Here is an 18,942-nt window from a genome sequence, read left to right on the forward strand (position 1 = left end):
AGGAGTAGGGCATGATCATTAGTGGTCATACGCGGCTGATAGCGCATCTTGGTTATCCGACCGCCAGTTTTAAAGCGCCGATGATTTATAACCCATGGCTGGCCCATTGCGAGGCGGACGTCAAAGTGGTGCCGATGGGGGTGAAGCCGGAGGATTACGCGGCGCTGGTGCCAGCGCTGTTTTCCATGACTAACATCGTCGGCGCGCTGGTCACCATGCCGCATAAAATGGCTACCTGCGGGCTGGTAGACCAACTGAGCCCGACGGCGGCAATCGCCGGCGCCTGCAATGCCATCCGCCGCGAAGCCGACGGTAGCCTGCGCGGCGATATGTTCGATGGCGAAGGCTTTGTGCTGGGGATTAAGCGCAAGGGCTTTCAACCACAAGGGGCGCGGGCGCAGGTGTTCGGCTGCGGCGGCGTCGGCTCGGCGATTGCCGCATCGCTGGCGGCCGCAGGGGTTAGTACCTTGACGCTGTTCGATACCTCTTTATCCGCCGCCGAGGCGCTGGCGCAGCGGCTGCATCAGCACTATCCGCGTCTGGAGATCGTTCTGATGCAGGGCGATCCCGCCGCGCAGGATCTGGTGGTCAACGCCACGCCGCTGGGCATGAAAGCGGATGATCCGCTACCGTTGGACGTTTCGCGCCTGTCGCCGCGCACCTGGGTCGGCGAGGTGGTGATGAGCGTTGAATACACCCCGCTACTGCGGGCGGCGCAGGCGCTGGGGTGTCCGATTCAGCGCGGTACCGATATGCTGTTCGAAATGATCCCGGCCTATCTCGAGTTCTTCCAGCTGCCGGTGGCGACGCCGGAACAGCTGCGCGAACGGGCGGAAATTCGCTACTGAATCAACAAAAAAGGCGTTATCCTGGCGCTATATTTTTATCTTTATAGCGATTCGTGTGATGACCCCTTCATTGACCCTGCTGGCGGCGGGAAGCCTGAAAAGCGCTTTCCTCCCGCTGCTGGCGCGATTTCAGCAGCTTAGCGGCATTCAGGTCGAGGCGCAGTTCGGCCCGGCCGGCCTGCTGCGCGAACGCATTGAAGGCGGCGAACGCTGCTCGCTGTTCGCCTGTGCGAATACCGAACACCCTCAGGCGCTGCTGCAAGCCGGGCTTGCGATAAAATGCTGTTCGTTTGCCGCTAACCGACTGATGCTGACCGTGCGCCGCACGCCTGATACCGATCGCGCTGACTGGCTGGCGTTACTGCACGATTCTCGGCTGCGGCTGGCGACCTCGACGCCGGGCTGCGATCCTTCCGGTGATTACACCTGGCAGCTTTTTGCCCGTCTTGAGGCCAGCTATCCGGGCCTCGGACGGACGTTGATGGCCCGGGCGCAGCAGCTGGTCGGCGGTCGGGCGTCGCTCACTGTACCGTCGGGCGCTACCGCAGGGGCATGGCTAATTGGCGAAGACTTTGCCGATCTGTTTATCGGCTACGCCCACTATGCGGTTCAGATGACGGAGAGCGCGCAGTTTCGCACGTTACTCATTCCCGAGCCGTGGAATATTCGCTGCGAGTATCAGCTGGCAGAAATTGAGGAGAGCGCCGCCGCGCGGCAGCTACGGCGCTTTATCACCGCTGAGGAAGGGCAGAACTTTCTGCGCGCGGCAGGTTTTTTGGCCGTTAACGATGGATCGTAAACTGCGGCGCCAGTAACGGCACTGCGCTACCGGGATGATCGATTTTGTGGACCGGCAGCCCGTAGGCGCGCCGCAGGTTTGTCTCGCTGAGCACCGCGAACGACTCTCCCGCCAGCCATTCGCCGCCGGGTAACAGCAGCAGGGTATGGCTGGCGACCTGCAGGGCGTGAGTCGGATCATGGGTGGTGAACATCACGGTGCGCTTCTGCCGATGAGCAAGGTCGCTAATCAGCTGTAACACAATCTGTTGATTGGCCAGATCCAGCGCTGAGCAGGGTTCGTCTAACAGGATATTCTGACTCTCACTGACCAGCGCGCGGGCAATGAGCGCCAACTGCTGCTGTCCGCCGGACAGGGCGCGAAAAAGCCGATTGGCCAGCGCGGCGATTCCCAACTGCGCCAGCGCCTGTTGAACCTCCCGTTCATCTTCCGGCCCCGGCTGCGCGAACAGATCGACGTGGCGGGCGCGCCCCATCAGTACTACATCGCGTACCTGCCAGCCGAATGCCGGACGAAACGACTGCGGCACGATGGCGATGCCGCCTTCTACGTTAAACTTTCCGCCGAGCGGCGGCAGAACGCCGGTCAGGGTATCCAGTAGGGTACTTTTGCCGCGACCGTTGGCGCCCAGTATCGCCCAGATTTGCCCGTGACGGCACTGCATTGACAGCGGGGAGAAGAGCGGCTGACGATGACCATAGCGCAGGGCGTCCAGTGATAATGAAATGTTCATTGGGCCACTCCGCGGCGTTGGGACCGAATGAGTAAAAGGGTAAACAGCGGCGCGCCGAGCAGGGCGGTAATAATGCCAATCGGAATCTCCGCCTGGGTTAAGGTGCGCGCCAGGTCGTCCACCACCACCATAAACGCGCCGCCGAGCCAGAATGCCGTTGGCAGCAGTCGGCGGTGATCGGCGCCAACCAGCAGTCGCGCCAGATGCGGAATCACCAGCCCAACCCAGGCGATGCTGCCGCTGACCGCGACCTGGGCGGCGACCAGCACCGCGCAGCAAACCAACACTCCGCGGCGCAATGTGGTCACCGAAACGCCAAGACCGCGCGCATCTTTATCTTCCAGCGCCAGCAGGTTGATACGCCAGCGCAGCTTAAGCAGGATAACGGCGGCGACGGCGACCGGCAGCGCCATGGACAGCACTTTATGCCAGTTAGCGGTGGCAAAGCTGCCGAGCAGCCAGAAAACGATATTCGGCAGGGTTTCTTCCGTGTCGGCAAGGTACTGCATCAGGCTGACCAGCGCGGCAAAGAAACCGCTGAGAATAATGCCGGAAAGGATCAGCGCTAGCGTGTTTTCACGCCCTTGCAGCCTGGCAATCAGATAAACCAACGCCAGCGCGGCGAGGCCGAAGAAGAAGGTACACCCCATCATCGATATGATGTCAAAACCTAGCAGGATCGCCAGTGTGCCGCCGAAGGCGGAGCCGGAGGTCACGCCGATGATATGCGGGTCGACCAGCGGGTTGTGGAATACGCCTTGTAAAGTCGCGCCGCATAGCCCCAGCGAGCCGCCGGCCAACAGCGCCATCGCTACCCTGGGAAGCCTGACTGACCAGACTATCTGCCCGGCGATGTCGCTATCGGGCGCGCCATGCGTAAGCTCATGAAAGACCTCATTCAGGCTGAGGTGGTACTGCCCCAGGCATAGCGAAGCGATAGCGATAAACAACGTCGCCGCCGTCAGCCCGCCGTGCAGCAGGGCCCAGTGAAGGTTACTGCGCATTCGGCGTCCATTTCATGCGGTAGAAGCGTTGATAGTAATCCTGCGCTTTCGCATCGACATCGACGTTCCGGTAGCGGGAAGGATAGAGCTTTTTCGCCATCCACAGTTCGCCTATCGCCAGCGCTTCCGGCATTGGGTAGCCCCAGGCCTTGGCGTATTCCGGCATCAGCCATACGCGGTGGTTTTTCACCGCGTCTATCGCTTGCCATTGCGGGTCGTTTTCAATCAGTTTGACCACCTGCGGATAGCGGTCCTGGACGAAGATCACCTCAGGGTTCCACTGCAGAACCTGTTCCAGCGAGACCTGACGGGCACCCTTAACCGTCGCGGCCGCAACGTTCAGCGCCCCGGCATGCTTCATCATCAGACCGGTATATTTGCCGGAGCCGTAAGTGTTGAGATCTGGATTGGCCATGTACACGCGCACCCGCTGGCTGTCAGGGATACCGGCGACCGGGGCGTTAGCTTCTGCCCGTGCCGCGAAGGTGTAATCAATCAGCGCTTCGGCCTGGTTTTGGCGTTCGACGACTTCGCCAATCAGGCGGATCCCCTGTTTAAGCCCGTCGTTATAGGCCTGCTCTTCATCGGCCATCGTCGGGTTCATTTTGTTTTTCTCGCCCGCCGCGTCCTGACGCAGGGATATCGCGACGACCGGAATCCCGGCGTTTTGGATCTGCTGGATCATCGCCTGCGGCGCGTAATTGGCGACGAACACCACCTGCGGATGCAGCGCCAGCAGGCTTTCGATATTGACCTGAGTTAAATCGCCCGGCATCGGCAGATTTTCAATAGCGGGCATAAAGCGGACAAACTGCGGCCCGAGCTGTTTTTTCCAGCTGCTTAACACGCCGACGATATCGTCGCCGGCATTCAACTGGACCAGGAGATTTAGCGTCTGGTGCTGCAGGACGACCGCGCGGGTGATGTGGTCCGGCAGCGTAACCTGGCGGCCCAATTGGTCGGTGACGGTGCGGTCGGCAAAGGCCTGGCTGGTGAACAGGCTGGCGCTGAACAACGTTAGCGCCAAAAGTAAACGGTGTGGTGACATGGATTAACCCGGTTGGATAAGAATAAGCGATATATATTAAATTATATAGCGATGCCGGGAACAAAGCATCCACATCTTGCGTATCGAGCGGCTTTGACCTACGGTAAATCCACCACCAATCCATTCATGCGCCGTTATGTCTTATCCATCCCGCTTATTAAGTGATATCCCCGGTATTCGTTACGCTTTTCTCGATGTGCACGAAACCGCCGCTTTTCCGTACAGCGAAATGGCGCCGGTTAAGCTGGTGCACGGCAATGTTGTTCATCATTATCAGGGGCCGCAGGCAGAGCGGCCGCATGCCGATGCTGTATTTACGGCTCTGCGTGGGCAAAAGGTCGGCGTCGTCACCGCCGACTGTTTACCGCTGTTAATGGCCTCGCGGGATGGGCGCTATGTTTGCAGCGTGCATGCCGGCTGGCGAGGAGCGGCCAGCGGCATTATCGAAAACAGCCTGGCGCTATTTCGCCAGCATCAGGTGGCGATAGAAGACGTTGTGGTGGTCTGCGGGCCGCATATTCACGCCTGCTGCTATGAGGTTTCGGCCGAGTTTTATCAGTTGCTGTTGACCATGCCGGCGGGCAAGCTGGCAAAACGGTACAATGACGAGCTGTTTCATCAGCGCCTCGCCCCGCCAGAAACCGGGCAAGCGCAGGCGACCGGGAACGATAATCTGTGGTTCGATCTCCGCGCGCTGGCGCAGCGGGTGCTGCAACAGGCCGGGGTGGCGGCGGAAAATACCGAATGGCTGGGAAGCTGTACCTACTGCACGCCGCAGGCGCTCGGCTCGTACCGTCGGCGCACCCATTTTCCGGCGGCGAAAACCTTCCAGTATTCATGGATTATGCGCGAATGAGATAAAATGATGTTTGCTGATGTGTAACATTGGCGCACGCTTGCTATCTCTACGGTCCTTCAAACAAGGAGGATCGTAAAATGAAAGCTAACTCAGTTGTACTGGCCCTGACCCCGCTGCTGGCCGCCAGCGCTTTTTCCGCCCATGCAGGACCGCAAGCCCAGGCGGTATGCGGTTACAGCCACACTCTTGGCGACGACGCGATTATGATGTTCGGTATGCCAAACCAGGCGATGTGGCATGATTTCTTCGGCAATACCCACACCGACGCGGTATCAACTTATCAAACCCTGCGCGCGCAGCCGGAAACCACCTGTGATAACAAGGCCGATAGTTCCGCCTATTGGGCGCCGTCAATGAAGTTGCCGGATGGACAAATTGTCACTCCGGCTTATCAGAAAACCTATTACCAGGCGACCAAAGTCGAACAGTATCCGCTGCATCCTTTCCCGTCGGGGTTAGAGCTGCTGGCTGGCGACCACCACGGCTCCGCGCCGAGCTCACGGATAACCTTCCTGTGCGCCAACGGTAAAGGCTATAGCAACAAGGCAGGTGAGGTTTGCGGCCTACGTAAAGCGGGCGACGCGGTGCAGTTTAATATCGGTATTCAGTTCCCCAACTGCTGGGATGGCTTCAACCTGAAACCGAGTCACGGTCACAGCAACGCCGCCTATGATGTCAACGGCGCCTGCCCGGCCGACTATCCGGTAAAAATCCCGACGGTTAATATGAATATCGCCTATGTGCTGCCGCAGACTAAATCACTGGACACGGCGAAAATTGAGTTGTCGATGGACCCGGTTATGAAGGGCGATAAACGTGAAGAGAAGTGGGGCAGCATCTATACTGCCCATGCTGATTTTATGAACGGCTGGACGGTCGAGGGCGCGCACTTCATGACCGAACACTGTATGAATGAAGGCATGGATTGCGGGACCAACGTGCCTTATAGCTTCTCGCTGGCGGAAGAAAACGCGGTGGTCGAGAGCGCGCAGCCGAATGTTAACTTCGGGGCGCCTGAAGCGCTGCAGATTTCCGATAACTGGAAGAAAGGCGGCCGTACCAGCAACCCGGAAACCCTGACCCTGGTGAAGTTTAAAATCCCGGCGCTGCCGAAAGATCAGGATGCGTCGCTGTTTAAATATCGCCTGCGTCTGTACGGCGGCAAAGTGGAAACTAACGGCGCGGACCAGATCTTCTTCTACCCGGCCAGTAATGACTGGAGCGCGGCGAGCGTGACCTGGAAGCATCGCCCGACCTGCAGCTACAACTCTGATGCTCAACTGTATCTCAATTCATCTCGTGAGTATCGGATGGTGGATATCGATAAAGCGGTGCGTAAGGCGCTGGCGGAAGGGAAAACCGAGATCTCCTGGTACATCGGCGGCGACCGTCAGGGCAACCACTATCAGTTTGACGCCGCAGCGGCGCAGAAGCAGCCGATCCTGATGCTGGTTGGCTTTAAAACCACCCCGGAAATTTAATTTCCAATAAAGGTAAGCTATTCCCGGTGGCCGTGTCGCCACCGGGTTTGTGACTTACAACACTTTAAAGCCGTGGGTACCATCGCGCGCTAACTGTTCCACCAGGCCATACTCCCAGTCGAGATAAGCCTGCATTGCCTCAGCGGAGTTATCGGTTCCTTCATAAGGCCGTCGATAGCGATCGCCGCGCGGCGTTGCCAGATGCGTCTCGCCCTGTTCCAACGCCAGCCCGGCATCAATCCACGCCAGCGTCCCGCCGCTTAACAGTTGTACCGGCTTACCGGTCAATGCCGCGACTTCAGGTACGGCATAGCGGGCCAGCAGACTGCTGCCGCAGGTGACAACGTAACGTTTTGCGGGAGGGATGAGCTCAAGCGCCTGACGCAGCTGTGAACGCGCCAGCCACCAGGCGCCGGGGATATGCCGTGCGACATAGTTAGCGCTGGTGGTGAAATCCAGTACCACGGTGCCGGGTTCGCGCAATTGTTCCGCTAACTGCGCTGGGGTTATCTCCTCAGCCTGCGGCGCCGGCGGTACGCTGGCGGGCGGAACGCCGCGTTCGCTCAATTGCTCCACGCGGACATCGCGTAATACCGCCACTTCCCAGCCCATCTGCGCCAACCAGGACGCTGCTATCGGCGCGCGTATCTCATCATCGGCGACCAGCACAATCCGCGCTCCGCGTACGCTGGCATAATGATCGGTTTCCTGCACCAGCTGGCCGCCGGGGGCATTCACGCTGTGCGGCAGATGGCCTGCGGCATACTCCTCGGGGCTGCGAACATCAAACAGATAGGTGGTGCGGCTCGGCTGCTGTTGCCAGCGGGCTAAAGTCGGGGCATCAATGAAGGCCACGCCAGCGCGCTCGGCCAACTGCGTCACCGCAGCCACGCGCTGCGCTGAGGCGCGGAAATCGGCGTCGTAGCGACGCTGCTGGCCGTGCTCAAGTTCCAGTCCGGCTAAGGTCCAGCCGATGGTACCGTTGCGCAGTGCGTATACCGGATTGGCTAAGCCGGCATTGCGCAGCGATTGACTGCCGATAATGCTGCGGGTACGGCCGGCGCAGTTAACGATCACTGTCGTTTGCGCCGACGGCAGCAGGCCTTCGATGCGTAACGCCAGCTCCCCGCCGGGCACGCTGATGCTGCCGGGAATATTCATCGTTTGATATTCATCGAAACGACGCGCGTCGACCACCACGACCGGCTGGGGACCCTCGATCAGCGCCTTCACTTCCTCGGCGCTCAACGAGGGCGTCTGGCGCTCGCTCTCTACCAGCTCGCCGAACGCTTTGCTCGGTGAGTTAACGTCCTGAAAGAGCTCGCCGCCGCTACGCTGCCAGCCCGTCAGTCCGCCTGCCAGTAGCGCGACATCCTGATAGCCCCAGCGTTGCAGCCGTTCAAAGGCCTGCTCCGCGAGACCTTCGCCGTTATCGTAGAGGGTAATCGGCGTCGTCAGGCGCGGCACGCGGCGAAAAATCTCCAGCTCCAGCTTGCTGAGCGGCAAATTAGCGGCAAACAGCGGATGGTTAGTGGCAAATACGGCCTCTTCGCGAACATCGATGAGCGCCACTTCTGCGCCATCGATTAGCGCCTGGCGTACCTCGGCTGGCTGGCGATAATTGTAGTCAGGCATATTCATTATCCTTTGAGAGATCCCAGATATTGGGCAAGTGACGGTTGGAGTAACCGGAGACGAAAGGTTTGGCGATCCCATCCGCGGTATAAACAGCACGCCGGACGCTGCCGATGTTAGCGCCGTAGACGTGAATACTGATTGAAACGTGGTCCGCGAGCGCATTACTCACCCGATGAATATCGCCATCGCGGGATGAGACTTTTTCCACCTTGCCGGGTGAAAGCCGTTCAGCAGGGCCAGTGGCGATCGGCAAACCGCGTTCGTCGAGTCGGTAGCGCTGGTTCTCCTCCGCGCCGCGCAACATACCGATGGCTCCCCATACCCGATGGTCATGAATCGGCGTCGATTGCCCCGGCCCCCAGACGAAGCTGACAATCGAAAAACGTTGGCCGGAATCGGCATGCAGCAAATACTGCTGATAGTGATGGGGATGCGGCAGGGTGTACTCTTCCGGCAACCAGTCGTCTTTTTGCACAAGCGAAGCCAGGCGCACGGCGACGGCGTCGAGCAGGGTGGCCTCATCGGTAAACTGGCGATGCAGGGCATCAAGGTCTTGAATGAACTGGCGTAATTTTTCCACTCGCGGTGCGGTCATGGTGGTTTCCTGTTGTCGGGACTGGTCATTACGCTAGCAAAGGCGTTAATATAATTAAAATGCAATTTCCGCATATATTAATATGCAAAAATCACATTAAGGATTATATGCGTATCGATGACATTGATGCCCTGCTGGCTACCGTGCAGTTTTCCTCTCTTAACCAGGCTGCGGAATATCTCGGCATTACCCAATCGGCCATTACCCGTCGGCTTCAGCGTCTGGAGCAAACCCTCAATGTGACGCTGCTGGAGCGCCAGACCCGGCCCCTGACGCTCACCGCCGCCGGACATCGGGTGTATGAGCAGTGCCTGAGCATTAAGCGGGAAACCAAAAAGCTGTACGGTCTGCTTGACCCGGAGGCGGAACCACAGGGCGTTCTGCGACTCGGCGTGCCGCAGAGCGTGGCGGAAATCGCCCTCCAGCCGGCGCTGAGCGCGCTACGCCAGCAGTTCCCGGCCCTGGAGCCGCAGGTGACCTGTGGCTGGAGCGGGCTGCTGCAAAAACGGCTGGAGAGCGTCGAACTGGATGGCGTGTTGGCGATGGGACCACAACAGCAGCGCTTTGCTGACGGCTACAGCGGAAGGCTGCTGTGTCCGCTGGATATCGTGGTCATCGCGGCGAAAAGCTGGCGACTGCACGCCGGGGCGCTGCGCGACTGTGCGCAGCGAGGCTGGGTACTGAATCCCGACGGCTGCGGCCTGCGGGCCGGGCTAATCCGCGAACTGCAATCGCAGGGGCTGCGGCTTGCGCTGAACGTCGAGACCGCTGGCGCCCAGCTGCAAATCAGCCTGGTGGCGCAGGGACTGGGGCTTGGACTGGTGCCTCGCGCCGCGCTGGCCGCCAGCCCGTGGCGCGACGAAGTGGCCACGCTTGCGCTCGCGGATTTTCAGCCGCAAGTGCATCTGTGGCTGGTAAACGCGCAGAATCTGGCTAATCTGAGCCAGCCGCTGACTTTTTTTGCCGGAAAAATTGTGCAGCAACTTAACGCATCTGACTGAAAAATATCTATAAATTTTTAAATGCTTATTCTGCATATTAAGTTATGATAAAAATGCATTTCGATCATTAAGTGCCTGTGTATAGGGTAATGAAAACGCGCCGCCGCCGCGGCCCATTCATTACCTTGCTACCAGGAGTTCTGTATGAGCATTCAGTTTCTCGGCATGATCGGCCACCGCCTGTCGTCAGAAACCATCGCCCCGGTAGGGCCGATTTTTGACCGTGATTATATTGTGCGCTTCGCGCAAACACATGAAGCCGCGGGGTTTGACCGTCTGCTGGTGGGGCATTGGTCCGATCAACCCGACGGCTTTTTGGTGACCGCGCTGGCGGGGTTGTCGACACAAAAGATAGCTTTCCTGCTGGCGCACCGCCCCGGTTTTGTCTCGCCAACTCTCGCCGCGCGTAAATTTGCCACCCTCGAACATCTGCTCGGCGGCCGGCTGGCGGTACATATCATCAGCGGCGGCAATGACGCCGAGCAGCGCCGTGACGGCGATTATCTCGACCACGACCAGCGCTATGCGCGCACCGACGCCTTCCTCGATACCATCCGCAAAGTCTGGACCGCCGAACAGCCGGTGGACATCGATAATGATTTTTATCAGGCGCAACAGGCCTGGTCAGCCATTCGCCCGCTGCAGAAACCGCATATTCCCCTCTATTTTGGTGGCTCGTCGGAGGCGGCAATTACGGTTGCCGGTAAACACGCTAACGTCTTCGCGCTATGGGGGGAGTCGCTGGCGCAGACTGCGGAAACTATCCAGCGGGTACGTGCCGAAGCGGCAAAACATCAGCGCGAGATCGGTTTCAGCGTATCGTTCCGGCCGATTATCGCCGATAGCGAAGCGGAAGCCTGGGAGAAGGCCGAGCATATTCTGCATGTCGCCACCGAGCGGGCGGCGCAGAGTGAAGGGGGCTTTAAAGCCAAGCCCGATAGCGTTGGCGCGCAGCGTCTGCGGGCTACGGCGGCGCAGGGCAAGGTGGTGGATAAACGCCTGTGGACCGGCATCGCGCAGCTGGTGGGCGGCGGCCACAACTCCACCGCGCTGGTCGGTACGCCGGAGCAGGTTGCCGATGCGCTGATCGACTACTACGACCTCGGCGTACGTAACTTCCTGATCCGCGGATTCGATCCGCTGAACGATGCGCAGGAGTATGGCAAAGCGCTGCTGCCGATTACCCGCGAAAAAGCCGCGCTGCGCGCCGTGGCGGAGCGTGCATCGTGAGTCATCGCCGAATCGCAGATTGGCCGCGGCAGCTTGCCGAGATCCGCCAACTGATGGCGGAGGAGGCGGCCAGCCTTGATGCCAGCGGCGATTTTCCCCATCGCAATATTGACGTTCTGCGCCGACGCGGATTTTTAAGCCTTGCCGTACCGCAGCAGTACGGCGGACCTGGTGCCAGTTTAGCCGAGCTGCAACAGGCTATCGCCGCCATCGCCTGGGGCGAACCGGCAACCGCGCTGATTGTCTGCATGCAGTATCTGCATCATCTGCGGCTGGCGGAAAATACGCACTGGGCAGAGCCGCTACGCCAGCGCGTATTTGATGATGCGCTCACAAACGGCGGGTTGATCAATAGCCTGCGCGTCGAACCGGATCTGGGCTCTCCGGCGCGCGGCGGCCTGCCGCAAACGATAGCCAGCCGTAACAGCCGGGGCTGGCTGATTAACGGCCACAAAATTTATACCACCGGTATCGAAGGATTGAGCTGGCTGGCGCTGTGGGCGCGCAGCGACGACAACCCGCCGCTGGTCGGTAGCTGGCTGGTTCCTGCCGACAGCGAGGGCATCAGCGTGGTGAAAAGCTGGGATCACCTCGGCATGCGGGCCACCGGCAGTCACGAGGTGGTGCTGAAAAACGTGCAGGTGTCCGCCGGGCACGCGGTAGACGTTTGGCCTGCCGACGAGCCGCCCGCGCCGGACGCCGAACAATTTCGTCTGTTTGCCAACCGTCATACGGCGCTACTGGCGGCGATTTACGATAGCGTGGCCCGTGCGGCGCGCGACTGGCTTGTCGCGTGGCTCGGCGCGCGGGTCCCCGGCAATCTTGGGCAAGCGCTTTCCAGCCTGCCGCGGGTACAGGAAAAAGTGGGGCAGATCGAAGGGCTGCTGCTGGTTAACCGCGCGCTGCTGGAGAATGCCGCGAAGCTGGGCTTTTCCGCTATTGAGGCCAATCTGGCGAAAGTCACTGTCACCGACAACGCCATTCAGGCGGTCAACCTGGCGCTTGAACTCACCGGCAATCATGGTTTAAGTCGGCAACATCCTCTGGAACGCCACTATCGCAACGTCCTGTGCGGGCGGGTACATACGCCGCAGAACGACTGCGCGTGGCTGGCGGCGGGTAAACACGCTTTTCAACAACAAGGATAATTCAGATGCGCATACCCCATTTTACCCGCATAGCCGGGGCGCTAATGCTATTGACGCTGAGCAGCTATGTTGCGGCTCAGGAAAGAATCACACTAAGAATTGCCGATCAAAAAGGCGGCATGCGGTCACAACTGGAGGCCGCTAACGCCTTGCAAAACCTCGCTTACGATATTAAATGGGCCGAGTTTCCTGCCGCCGCGCCGCTGGCTGAAGCGCTCAACGCTGGCGCGGTTGACGTGGGGATTATCGGCGATGCGCCGCTGCTGTTCGCGCTGGCGAACGGCGCGCCGGTAAAAGCGATTGCCGTCGATAAGAGCAACCCGGCGGGGACCGCTGTATTGGTACCTCCCGGCAGCGCGTTAAAAAGCGCGGCGGATTTAAAAGGTAAACGCATTGCCACCGGGAAAGGATCGATTGGCCATTTTGTGGCGCTGAAAGCGCTGGAGCAGGCGGGTGTTTCGCCGAAGGAAGTGCAGTGGGTATTCCTTGGCCCGGTGGATGCAAAAGTCGCGCTGCTTAACGGTTCGGTAGATGCCTGGGCGACCTGGGAGCCCTATACCACGCAGCTGGTGAAAACCGCTGAAGGGCAGATTCTGGTGAGCGGCAAAGGGCTGCTGCCGGGTAATACCTTCCTGGCCGCCACCGATAATGCGCTGAAGGATCCGCAAAAGCGCGCGGCGCTTCAGGATTATCTTACCCGACTGGCCGGCGCCGAGCGTTGGGCTTACGCCAATCTCGATAGCTATGGCAAAACGTTGGGGGAGATCATTCGTTTCCCGGCGGATATCGCCCGCGCGCAGTTTGCCAACCGCCAGTCGCAGTGGCAACGGCTGGACGCGCCGACGGTCGCCCAGCAGCAGTCGACGGCGGACTTTTATCTTGCCAACGGCCTCATTCGCGCAAAGCTCGATGTAACGCCGACATTTGATCACGGCTTTAACGTGCCGGTCACGCCGGTTCATGCGGAGGCGGCGCCATGATGACCACACGTTTTACCCGTCGTCGTTTCTTACAGTTTACCGGTGGCCTGGCGCTGGCCGGGGCGTCTGTGCCGCTATGGGCTCACGATATGGCGGAGATGGCGAGCGGCGATGAACATCCGGCGCTGCGTCTGGCGCAGCCTTATAAAATCAAGCTGGCGATTAACAAAAGCGCAGTGTGCCTGGCGCCGGTCGCCGTCGCTGAGCAGCAGAAGATTTTTAGTAAATATAACCTCGACGTTGAGTTTGTTAACTTTGGTAACTCGACGGATGTCCTGCTGGAAGCGATTGCCACCGGCAAGGCCGACGCCGGGGTAGGCATGGCGCTACGCTGGCTGAAGGCGCTGGAGCAGGGCTTTGACGTCAAACTTACCGCCGGAACGCACGGCGGTTGCCTGAATCTGCTGACGGCCAAAAACTCGCCTTTTGGCGCGCTGGAGAGTCTGAAAGGGCAAACCATTGGCGTTACCGATATGGCCGGGCCGGATAAAAACTTCTTCGCCATCTTGCTGAAACGCCACGGCATCGATCCGATAAGCGATGTGCAGTGGAAAGTCTATCCGGCAGACCTGCTCAGCGTGGCGTTGGATAAACGCGAAATCGCCGCCATTAGCGGCAGCGAGCCCTTTAGCTATCGTCTGCTGGAAACCGGGAAATATCAGCTAATCGCCAGCAATATGACCGGCGATTATGCCAATCTCAGCTGCTGCGTGCTGGGCGTCAGCGGTGCCCTTGCGCGCGATCATAAACCGGCGGCGGCCGCGCTTACCCAGGCGATTCTGGAAGCGCACAGCTATGCCGCCGCGCATCCGGAAAGCGTGGCGCAATCTTTTCTCGCCCATGCGCTAAATACTAACGAAGCGGAGGTTAGCGGCATTCTTCACGGCCAGGGGCACGGTCATCATGCGGTGGGCGAGGCTTTTGTTAAAGAGCTGACGCAGTATGCCGTGGATCTGCAGCGGGTACAGGTCATCAAACCGGGAACCGATCCTCATCAGTTTGCGGAGAGTATTTATGTCAACGTTTTCGCCTGACCGCGCGCTCGCCCGACCGGGGCTCGGCGCTCTGCTCTGGACGGAGGGCGGGCTTGCCGCCGCGCTATGGCTGCTGGGCGGCCTGTTCACGCAGGCCTGGCCCGATGCCGGTCGGCGCTGGCCGTTTAGCGAGGAGTGGGCGCTGGCGCAGTTCACTCTCGGCGGCGGACTGCTGTTACTGACGCTGAGTTACCGTTACTGGCGCCAGCGGGGCGCGCGTTTGCAGCGTGGCGGAAAATGGCTGGCGCTGCTGCCGGTGCTCTTCGCGCTATGGGAAGGGCTGACGGCCAAGACGGCGTTTTTGCCGGTGCCGTTTTTCGCTCCGCCGCAGGCGCTGATTGAAGTGCTGCACGATGACTGGCCGCGGCTGCTTGATAGCCTGCTGCATTCGCTGGGGCTGCTCGGGCTCGGAGTGCTGCTTGGCACCAGTTGCGGGTTTATCAGCGGGCTGGCGATTGGCTGGTCTCAGCGTATTGGCTATTGGGTGCATCCAATTTTACGCCTGCTGGGGCCGGTACCTTCCACCGCGCTGCTGCCGCTATGCCTGTTTATCTTTCCTTCCAGCTTCGGCGCCAGCGTGTTTTTGATTGCGCTCAGCACCTGGTTCCCGGTCACGGTATTGACCTGGTCCGGGGTCATCGGTATCGATAAAGCGTGGTATGACGTGGCGCGAACGCTGGGAGCCAGCCAGCGATTTCTGATCCTGCGCGTGGCGATCCCCGCCGCGCTGCCGAACGTGTTTGTCGGCTTGTTTATGGGGCTTGGCGCGTCGTTTTCGGTGCTGATTGTCGCCGAAATGGTCGGCGTCAAATCCGGGATCGGTTTTTATCTGCAGTGGGCGCAGGGCTGGGCGGCCTATCCGAATATGTACGCGGCGCTATTCGTGATGGCGTTGTTATGTTCCGGCCTGATTAGCGGGCTATTTATGATTCGCGATCGGCTGCTGAGCTGGCAGCGAGGAGGGATGCAATGGTAAGTGCCCAGACAATTTCGACCGGTGCGGCGGTGGCGGTACGTCATCTTCATCATGCTTTTACATTGGGCAAACAGACGGTGCCGGTGCTGGACAATATCAGCCTGCAGCTGCGGCCAGGGGAGAGTGTCGCGCTGCTTGGCCCCTCAGGATGCGGTAAATCGACGCTGCTGCGCCTGCTGGCGGGGCTGGAGCCACAGCAAAGCGGGCATATTGAGATTGACGATGCGGCGATGGGCGGGCCGGGGCCGGAACGGATCCTGGTTTTCCAGGACCCGACGCTTTATCCGTGGCTGACGGTGCGGCAGAACGTGCTGCTGGGGCCGCAAGCGCAGGGGAAAAAGGGGCTGGAGCCGAAGGCCGACGCGCTGATTTCGCGCATCGGGCTGCAGGCGTTCAGCGAGGCGTGGCCGCGGCAGCTTTCCGGCGGGATGGCGCAGCGTGCGGCGCTGGCGCGCGCGTTGCTGAATGAACCGCGTTTACTGTTGCTTGATGAGCCGCTGGGTAAGCTGGATTCGCTTACCCGCATCAGCATGCAGCGCGAGCTGATTGCACTGTGGCAGCAGCAGGGTTATACCAGCCTGCTGGTGACTCACGATATTGAAGAAGCGTTGCTGCTTTGCGAGAGAGTACTGGTGATGTCGCCGCGGCCGGGGCGCATTATCGCTGAATTTACGCTTCCTCTGGCGTTTCCCCGCCATCGCGACAATCCATTGTTATTGCAGCATCGGCAGGATATTTTGCGTATCCTCGGCCAGGAAGAGGATTGGTAAGCCAGGTGCGGGGCTAATCGGGGCTACAAATGACACGGACCGTCGATACTGTTATTGGTTTGCAACTGTTTGGTCCGAGAAAAACAGTTGTTTTGTGTTCATTCAGAGCACATTGCGCTCCCGAAATGTCTTCTGCGTTATGTCTCCCATGGCGCAGGGAGCGCACAGGGGGCGGCCAATCGCCGCCGCCCCCTGTACCCCCGGGCTCTGGCCGCCAAAATCGCCACTTCGTGGTACCTTCGACTTATCCCGGCAGGCTTCGGGTCGGGCCGAGGCAGCGTCCTTGCAAAACACGGCCCTCAGCACGCATCCCTGCGTGCTGCCCCGGCCTGCCGGGAACGTCTCAGCGATTTTGAGGCCAACAACGGCGGCAGTTTCAGTCGCTATTGGCACCGAAGTAGCCCGGATAAGGCGCAGCGCGCCGCTATCCGGGGCAGGGCAAGGTTTAAAAATCCATTTTCACCGTAAACTGCACTTCACGCGGATCGCCAATCTGGTTGCCGAGATTATTGGTGCCGATTGACGAGGTGTAATAGGTCTTATCGAACAGGTTCTTCACATTCACCTGTAGCGTTACCGGATACTGCAGCTTCATTTTATAGGCCGCGAAGACGTCGGCCACCGCATAGCCCTGCAGATAATAATCCGCGCCGTTGGTGCCGGAACGTTTGCTGACCGCGTGGCCGCCGCCGCCAACGGTCAGGGTGTTGCTGTTATAGACGTTATGAATGTCATAGGTCAGGAACAGCGAACCGGTATGTTTTGGCACGTTCGGTAGCGGTTTACCGGCATAATCGGGATCTTCCAGCACTTTGGCATCGGTATAGCCGTAGCTGGCGATGACGCTGAGGTTATCGGTGAGCGAGCCCGCCAGATCCACCTCAACGCCGCGCGAGCGAACCTTACCCGCGGTCTTCGCCACCGTCTCGTCGCCGATACTTTCGGTATACAGCACGTTACGTTTATGAATATCAAATAACGCGATATTGGCGGTAATACCCTCTAAAAGGTCGAATTTCGCGCCGACTTCGTAAGAGGTGGACTCTTCCGGCGGCAGTTCGCCGATATAGCTGGCAATCGACGACTGCGGCATAAACGACTGGGCGACGTTAGCAAACAGCGACACGTTTGGCGTTACCTTGTAAACCAGCCCAGCCTTCGGCGTCCATTTCTCATCGCGGCTATCGGTATTGACGTTAAACGGACGGCCTTTACCGGCGTACTGGGTGTAATACTGGTAGCGTACGCCGGCCACGGCAATCCAGTTGTCGGTCAGATACAGGGCGTCCTGCAGATAGGTCGCATAGCTCTCCTGCTTGATGCGCTGATCGCTATCGGCAGCGGAAACGGTATTACAGGTATCGAGAGTGCCGTAAACCGGATGATAAATATTAAAGCCTTTCACGTTCTTACAACGCAGCATATCGGTACGCAGCAGATCGTAATTCTCATAGGCGACGCCGGTCAGCAGTTCATTATAAAAGCCGCCGATGACCACATTGCCTTGTAGATCGGCGCGGGTGGAATGCATCTTTTGCGTCGAGCCGTGCGTGCCGTCGACTCGGCGAGTCAGGTTGCCGGTCGCAGAATCATAGGCCATTACCCTGGCCTGGTTATCGTTGTAGTGATCCTGACTGTAACTGTAATCAAAGCGCGCGGTCCAGGCGCTGTTAAGACGGTACTCGGCATTCAGTTGGGCAATGTCGGAATAACCATCGGTGATATTAAAGGCTTCATCGAAACGGGTTTTACGATCGACGTTGACCGCGTGGCCGGTATCGAGGTCGAAAATGGTGCCGCGGTCAAAAGGGGCGCTGTAATCGCGATGTGAATACGAAGCGGTAATGGTCGCGCTATCGCCAAACCAGCTCAGGGAAGGGGCGATAAAGCTGCTTTTGTTCTTGCCGAAATTACGCCAGTAATCTTCATTTTGATATTCGCCGATCAGTCGATAGGCCAGACGAGTTCCTTCTATCGGTCCGGTCACGTCGAAGCTACCCGTGCCGCCGCCAAAACTGCTGGAGGTGGCGGAAACCGAACCAGAGAACTGGCGCTCGGGGCGTTTGGTGACAACGTTAATCAGCCCGCCGGGGTCGAGAATCCCATACAGCGTCGAGGCCGGGCCTTTCAGGACTTCAACCCGCTCGGTAGCGGCGTTAAAGCTGCGCGGCAAAACGGTACGCAGGCCGTTGGTCATGATAGAACCGTCGCGATTGGCGCCGAAGCCGCGGCGGGTAAAGGCATCCTGGGTACCGCCGAGGGTATTGGTCTGCACTACGTTGGCGACGTTATACAACGCTTCATCCAGCGAAGTGGCGTGCTGATCTTCCAGCACCCGATCGCTGACGGTATTCACCACCTGCGGAATATCCAGCAGCGGCATTGAGGTCAATGTCGCCGTGGACGAACTCAGCGGCTGATAACCGCTGGTGGCGTTCTGCTGGCGGCCGTCAGCCACCACGGTAATAGTGTCCTCAACATCCTTTGTATTCTTTGCCGCGTTATTTTCTGCGGCCATTAATCCCGGTGAGGCTAAAAAAAGAAGCGAAAAAAGCGCGCGCCCTTGCAATGTCCTGCAGGCGACATGGGGTTGAGTCATTATCTGTTTCTCGTGAACGAATCTGCCTTTGCGGTCAGATAAAGCCAATAAAATCATTGCCCTGAAAATAAAACCTATCTGTTAAGCGTCTGAACGCGCCTTCAGATATGTAATTGAGAATCATTCAAACACGAAGAAATGTAGTAGTAAATGTTATGTAAGATAAAAAATCATCGCAGAAGAAAAGCGCGATTTCGCA

Annotated in this window: 16 protein-coding genes and 1 pseudogene; 11 read left to right on the forward strand and 6 right to left on the reverse strand. The window is 59.0% G+C overall.

The window, feature by feature from the left end:
• The first annotated feature begins 11 nt into the window (after positions 1-11).
• Positions 12-848 carry a hypothetical protein gene (locus ABLU80_RS02345; protein WP_032711446.1) on the forward strand — a complete coding sequence of 279 codons (837 nt, stop codon included), beginning with the start codon at positions 12-14 and terminating at the stop codon, positions 846-848.
• Between the two features lie 58 nt (positions 849-906).
• Positions 907-1,647, forward strand: a complete 741-nt coding sequence (locus ABLU80_RS02350; protein WP_032707819.1) for a substrate-binding domain-containing protein — start codon at positions 907-909, stop codon at positions 1,645-1,647.
• Here the strand turns inward: ABLU80_RS02350 and ABLU80_RS02355 are convergent.
• The 3 genes from ABLU80_RS02355 to ABLU80_RS02365 are packed head-to-tail and all read right to left on the reverse strand — an operon-like array spanning position 1,631 to position 4,432.
• On the reverse strand, positions 1,631-2,380 hold the full coding sequence (locus tag ABLU80_RS02355) for an ABC transporter ATP-binding protein (protein ID WP_047079743.1): 750 nt from the start codon (positions 2,378-2,380) through the stop codon (positions 1,631-1,633). The two genes, ABLU80_RS02350 and ABLU80_RS02355, sit on opposite strands and share 17 nt — an antisense overlap.
• A complete protein-coding gene (locus ABLU80_RS02360) occupies positions 2,377-3,384 on the reverse strand; it encodes an iron ABC transporter permease (RefSeq protein WP_213796247.1) in 1,008 nt (335 codons plus the stop codon). Before ABLU80_RS02360 ends, ABLU80_RS02355 begins: the two co-directional genes overlap by 4 nt.
• Positions 3,374-4,432: an ABC transporter substrate-binding protein gene (locus ABLU80_RS02365; protein WP_348849658.1), complete on the reverse strand. Its 1,059-nt coding sequence runs from the start codon at positions 4,430-4,432 to the stop codon at positions 3,374-3,376. The genes ABLU80_RS02360 and ABLU80_RS02365 overlap by 11 nt, the downstream gene beginning before the upstream one ends.
• 136 nt (positions 4,433-4,568) lie before the next feature.
• Here ABLU80_RS02365 and ABLU80_RS02370 point away from each other — a divergent pair, with 136 nt between their 5' ends.
• Both ABLU80_RS02370 and ABLU80_RS02375 read left to right on the forward strand, forming a co-directional pair.
• Positions 4,569-5,288 (forward strand): polyphenol oxidase family protein, encoded by a 720-nt coding sequence (locus tag ABLU80_RS02370; protein ID WP_046884222.1) that lies wholly within the window; start codon positions 4,569-4,571, stop codon positions 5,286-5,288.
• Between the two features lie 80 nt (positions 5,289-5,368).
• Complete coding sequence (locus ABLU80_RS02375) at positions 5,369-6,772, forward strand: DUF1996 domain-containing protein (protein ID WP_348849659.1); 1,404 nt, start codon at positions 5,369-5,371, stop codon at positions 6,770-6,772.
• 54 nt (positions 6,773-6,826) lie between these two features.
• Here ABLU80_RS02375 and ABLU80_RS02380 read toward each other — a convergent pair whose 3' ends face one another.
• Both ABLU80_RS02380 and ABLU80_RS02385 read right to left on the reverse strand, forming a co-directional pair.
• Positions 6,827-8,407, reverse strand: coding sequence for a rhodanese homology domain-containing protein (locus tag ABLU80_RS02380; RefSeq protein WP_348849660.1), 1,581 nt, complete (start codon positions 8,405-8,407; stop codon positions 6,827-6,829).
• Positions 8,400-9,005: a cysteine dioxygenase gene (locus tag ABLU80_RS02385; protein ID WP_047079737.1), complete on the reverse strand. Its 606-nt coding sequence runs from the start codon at positions 9,003-9,005 to the stop codon at positions 8,400-8,402. Before ABLU80_RS02385 ends, ABLU80_RS02380 begins: the two co-directional genes overlap by 8 nt.
• Positions 9,006-9,112: 107 nt before the next feature.
• Here ABLU80_RS02385 and ABLU80_RS02390 point away from each other — a divergent pair, with 107 nt between their 5' ends.
• From ABLU80_RS02390 to ABLU80_RS02420, 7 genes and pseudogenes are all read left to right on the forward strand, one after another.
• Positions 9,113-10,006, forward strand: coding sequence for a LysR family transcriptional regulator (locus ABLU80_RS02390; protein WP_020079075.1), 894 nt, complete (start codon positions 9,113-9,115; stop codon positions 10,004-10,006).
• Positions 10,007-10,150: 144 nt separating this feature from the next.
• Positions 10,151-11,204: pseudogene (locus ABLU80_RS02395) on the forward strand (LLM class flavin-dependent oxidoreductase); the annotation flags it as partial.
• An 85-nt stretch (positions 11,205-11,289) separates the two neighbouring features.
• Positions 11,290-12,384 (forward strand): acyl-CoA dehydrogenase family protein, encoded by a 1,095-nt coding sequence (locus ABLU80_RS02400; RefSeq protein ID WP_348849816.1) that lies wholly within the window; start codon positions 11,290-11,292, stop codon positions 12,382-12,384.
• 5 nt (positions 12,385-12,389) lie between these two features.
• Entirely contained in the window at positions 12,390-13,364 is a 975-nt protein-coding gene (locus ABLU80_RS02405; protein WP_015366990.1) for an ABC transporter substrate-binding protein, read from the forward strand.
• Positions 13,361-14,398, forward strand: a complete 1,038-nt coding sequence (locus ABLU80_RS02410; RefSeq protein WP_032705695.1) for an ABC transporter substrate-binding protein — start codon at positions 13,361-13,363, stop codon at positions 14,396-14,398. The genes ABLU80_RS02405 and ABLU80_RS02410 overlap by 4 nt, the downstream gene beginning before the upstream one ends.
• Complete coding sequence (locus ABLU80_RS02415; RefSeq protein WP_042893957.1) at positions 14,379-15,374, forward strand: ABC transporter permease subunit; 996 nt, start codon at positions 14,379-14,381, stop codon at positions 15,372-15,374. Before ABLU80_RS02410 ends, ABLU80_RS02415 begins: the two co-directional genes overlap by 20 nt.
• On the forward strand, positions 15,368-16,144 hold the full coding sequence (locus ABLU80_RS02420; RefSeq protein WP_045412709.1) for an ATP-binding cassette domain-containing protein: 777 nt from the start codon (positions 15,368-15,370) through the stop codon (positions 16,142-16,144). The genes ABLU80_RS02415 and ABLU80_RS02420 overlap by 7 nt, the downstream gene beginning before the upstream one ends.
• A gap of 445 nt (positions 16,145-16,589) precedes the next feature.
• Here ABLU80_RS02420 and ABLU80_RS02425 read toward each other — a convergent pair whose 3' ends face one another.
• A complete protein-coding gene (locus ABLU80_RS02425; protein ID WP_154105504.1) occupies positions 16,590-18,662 on the reverse strand; it encodes a TonB-dependent siderophore receptor in 2,073 nt (690 codons plus the stop codon).
• Between the last annotated feature and the right edge of the window lie 280 nt (positions 18,663-18,942).

The sequence above is a fragment of the Klebsiella sp. CN_Kp104 genome (assembly GCF_040064515.1).
GTDB classification, from domain to species: domain Bacteria; phylum Pseudomonadota; class Gammaproteobacteria; order Enterobacterales; family Enterobacteriaceae; genus Klebsiella; species Klebsiella aerogenes.

What these genes read in the sequence shown, in the direction of transcription:
- ABLU80_RS02345 (WP_032711446.1), top strand. Translation starts at nt 12, where the DNA reads ATGATCATTAGTGGTCATACGCGGCTGATAGCGCATCTTGGTTATCCG.
- ABLU80_RS02350 (WP_032707819.1), top strand. Translation starts at nt 907, where the DNA reads ATGACCCCTTCATTGACCCTGCTGGCGGCGGGAAGCCTGAAAAGCGCT.
- ABLU80_RS02355 (WP_047079743.1), bottom strand. Translation starts at nt 2,380, where the DNA reads ATGAACATTTCATTATCACTGGACGCCCTGCGCTATGGTCATCGTCAG.
- ABLU80_RS02360 (WP_213796247.1), bottom strand. Translation starts at nt 3,384, where the DNA reads ATGCGCAGTAACCTTCACTGGGCCCTGCTGCACGGCGGGCTGACGGCG.
- ABLU80_RS02365 (WP_348849658.1), bottom strand. Translation starts at nt 4,432, where the DNA reads ATGTCACCACACCGTTTACTTTTGGCGCTAACGTTGTTCAGCGCCAGC.
- ABLU80_RS02370 (WP_046884222.1), top strand. Translation starts at nt 4,569, where the DNA reads ATGTCTTATCCATCCCGCTTATTAAGTGATATCCCCGGTATTCGTTAC.
- ABLU80_RS02375 (WP_348849659.1), top strand. Translation starts at nt 5,369, where the DNA reads ATGAAAGCTAACTCAGTTGTACTGGCCCTGACCCCGCTGCTGGCCGCC.
- ABLU80_RS02380 (WP_348849660.1), bottom strand. Translation starts at nt 8,407, where the DNA reads ATGCCTGACTACAATTATCGCCAGCCAGCCGAGGTACGCCAGGCGCTA.
- ABLU80_RS02385 (WP_047079737.1), bottom strand. Translation starts at nt 9,005, where the DNA reads ATGACCGCACCGCGAGTGGAAAAATTACGCCAGTTCATTCAAGACCTT.
- ABLU80_RS02390 (WP_020079075.1), top strand. Translation starts at nt 9,113, where the DNA reads ATGCGTATCGATGACATTGATGCCCTGCTGGCTACCGTGCAGTTTTCC.
- ABLU80_RS02400 (WP_348849816.1), top strand. Translation starts at nt 11,290, where the DNA reads ATGGCGGAGGAGGCGGCCAGCCTTGATGCCAGCGGCGATTTTCCCCAT.
- ABLU80_RS02405 (WP_015366990.1), top strand. Translation starts at nt 12,390, where the DNA reads ATGCGCATACCCCATTTTACCCGCATAGCCGGGGCGCTAATGCTATTG.
- ABLU80_RS02410 (WP_032705695.1), top strand. Translation starts at nt 13,361, where the DNA reads ATGATGACCACACGTTTTACCCGTCGTCGTTTCTTACAGTTTACCGGT.
- ABLU80_RS02415 (WP_042893957.1), top strand. Translation starts at nt 14,379, where the DNA reads ATGTCAACGTTTTCGCCTGACCGCGCGCTCGCCCGACCGGGGCTCGGC.
- ABLU80_RS02420 (WP_045412709.1), top strand. Translation starts at nt 15,368, where the DNA reads ATGGTAAGTGCCCAGACAATTTCGACCGGTGCGGCGGTGGCGGTACGT.
- ABLU80_RS02425 (WP_154105504.1), bottom strand. Translation starts at nt 18,662, where the DNA reads ATGGCCGCAGAAAATAACGCGGCAAAGAATACAAAGGATGTTGAGGAC.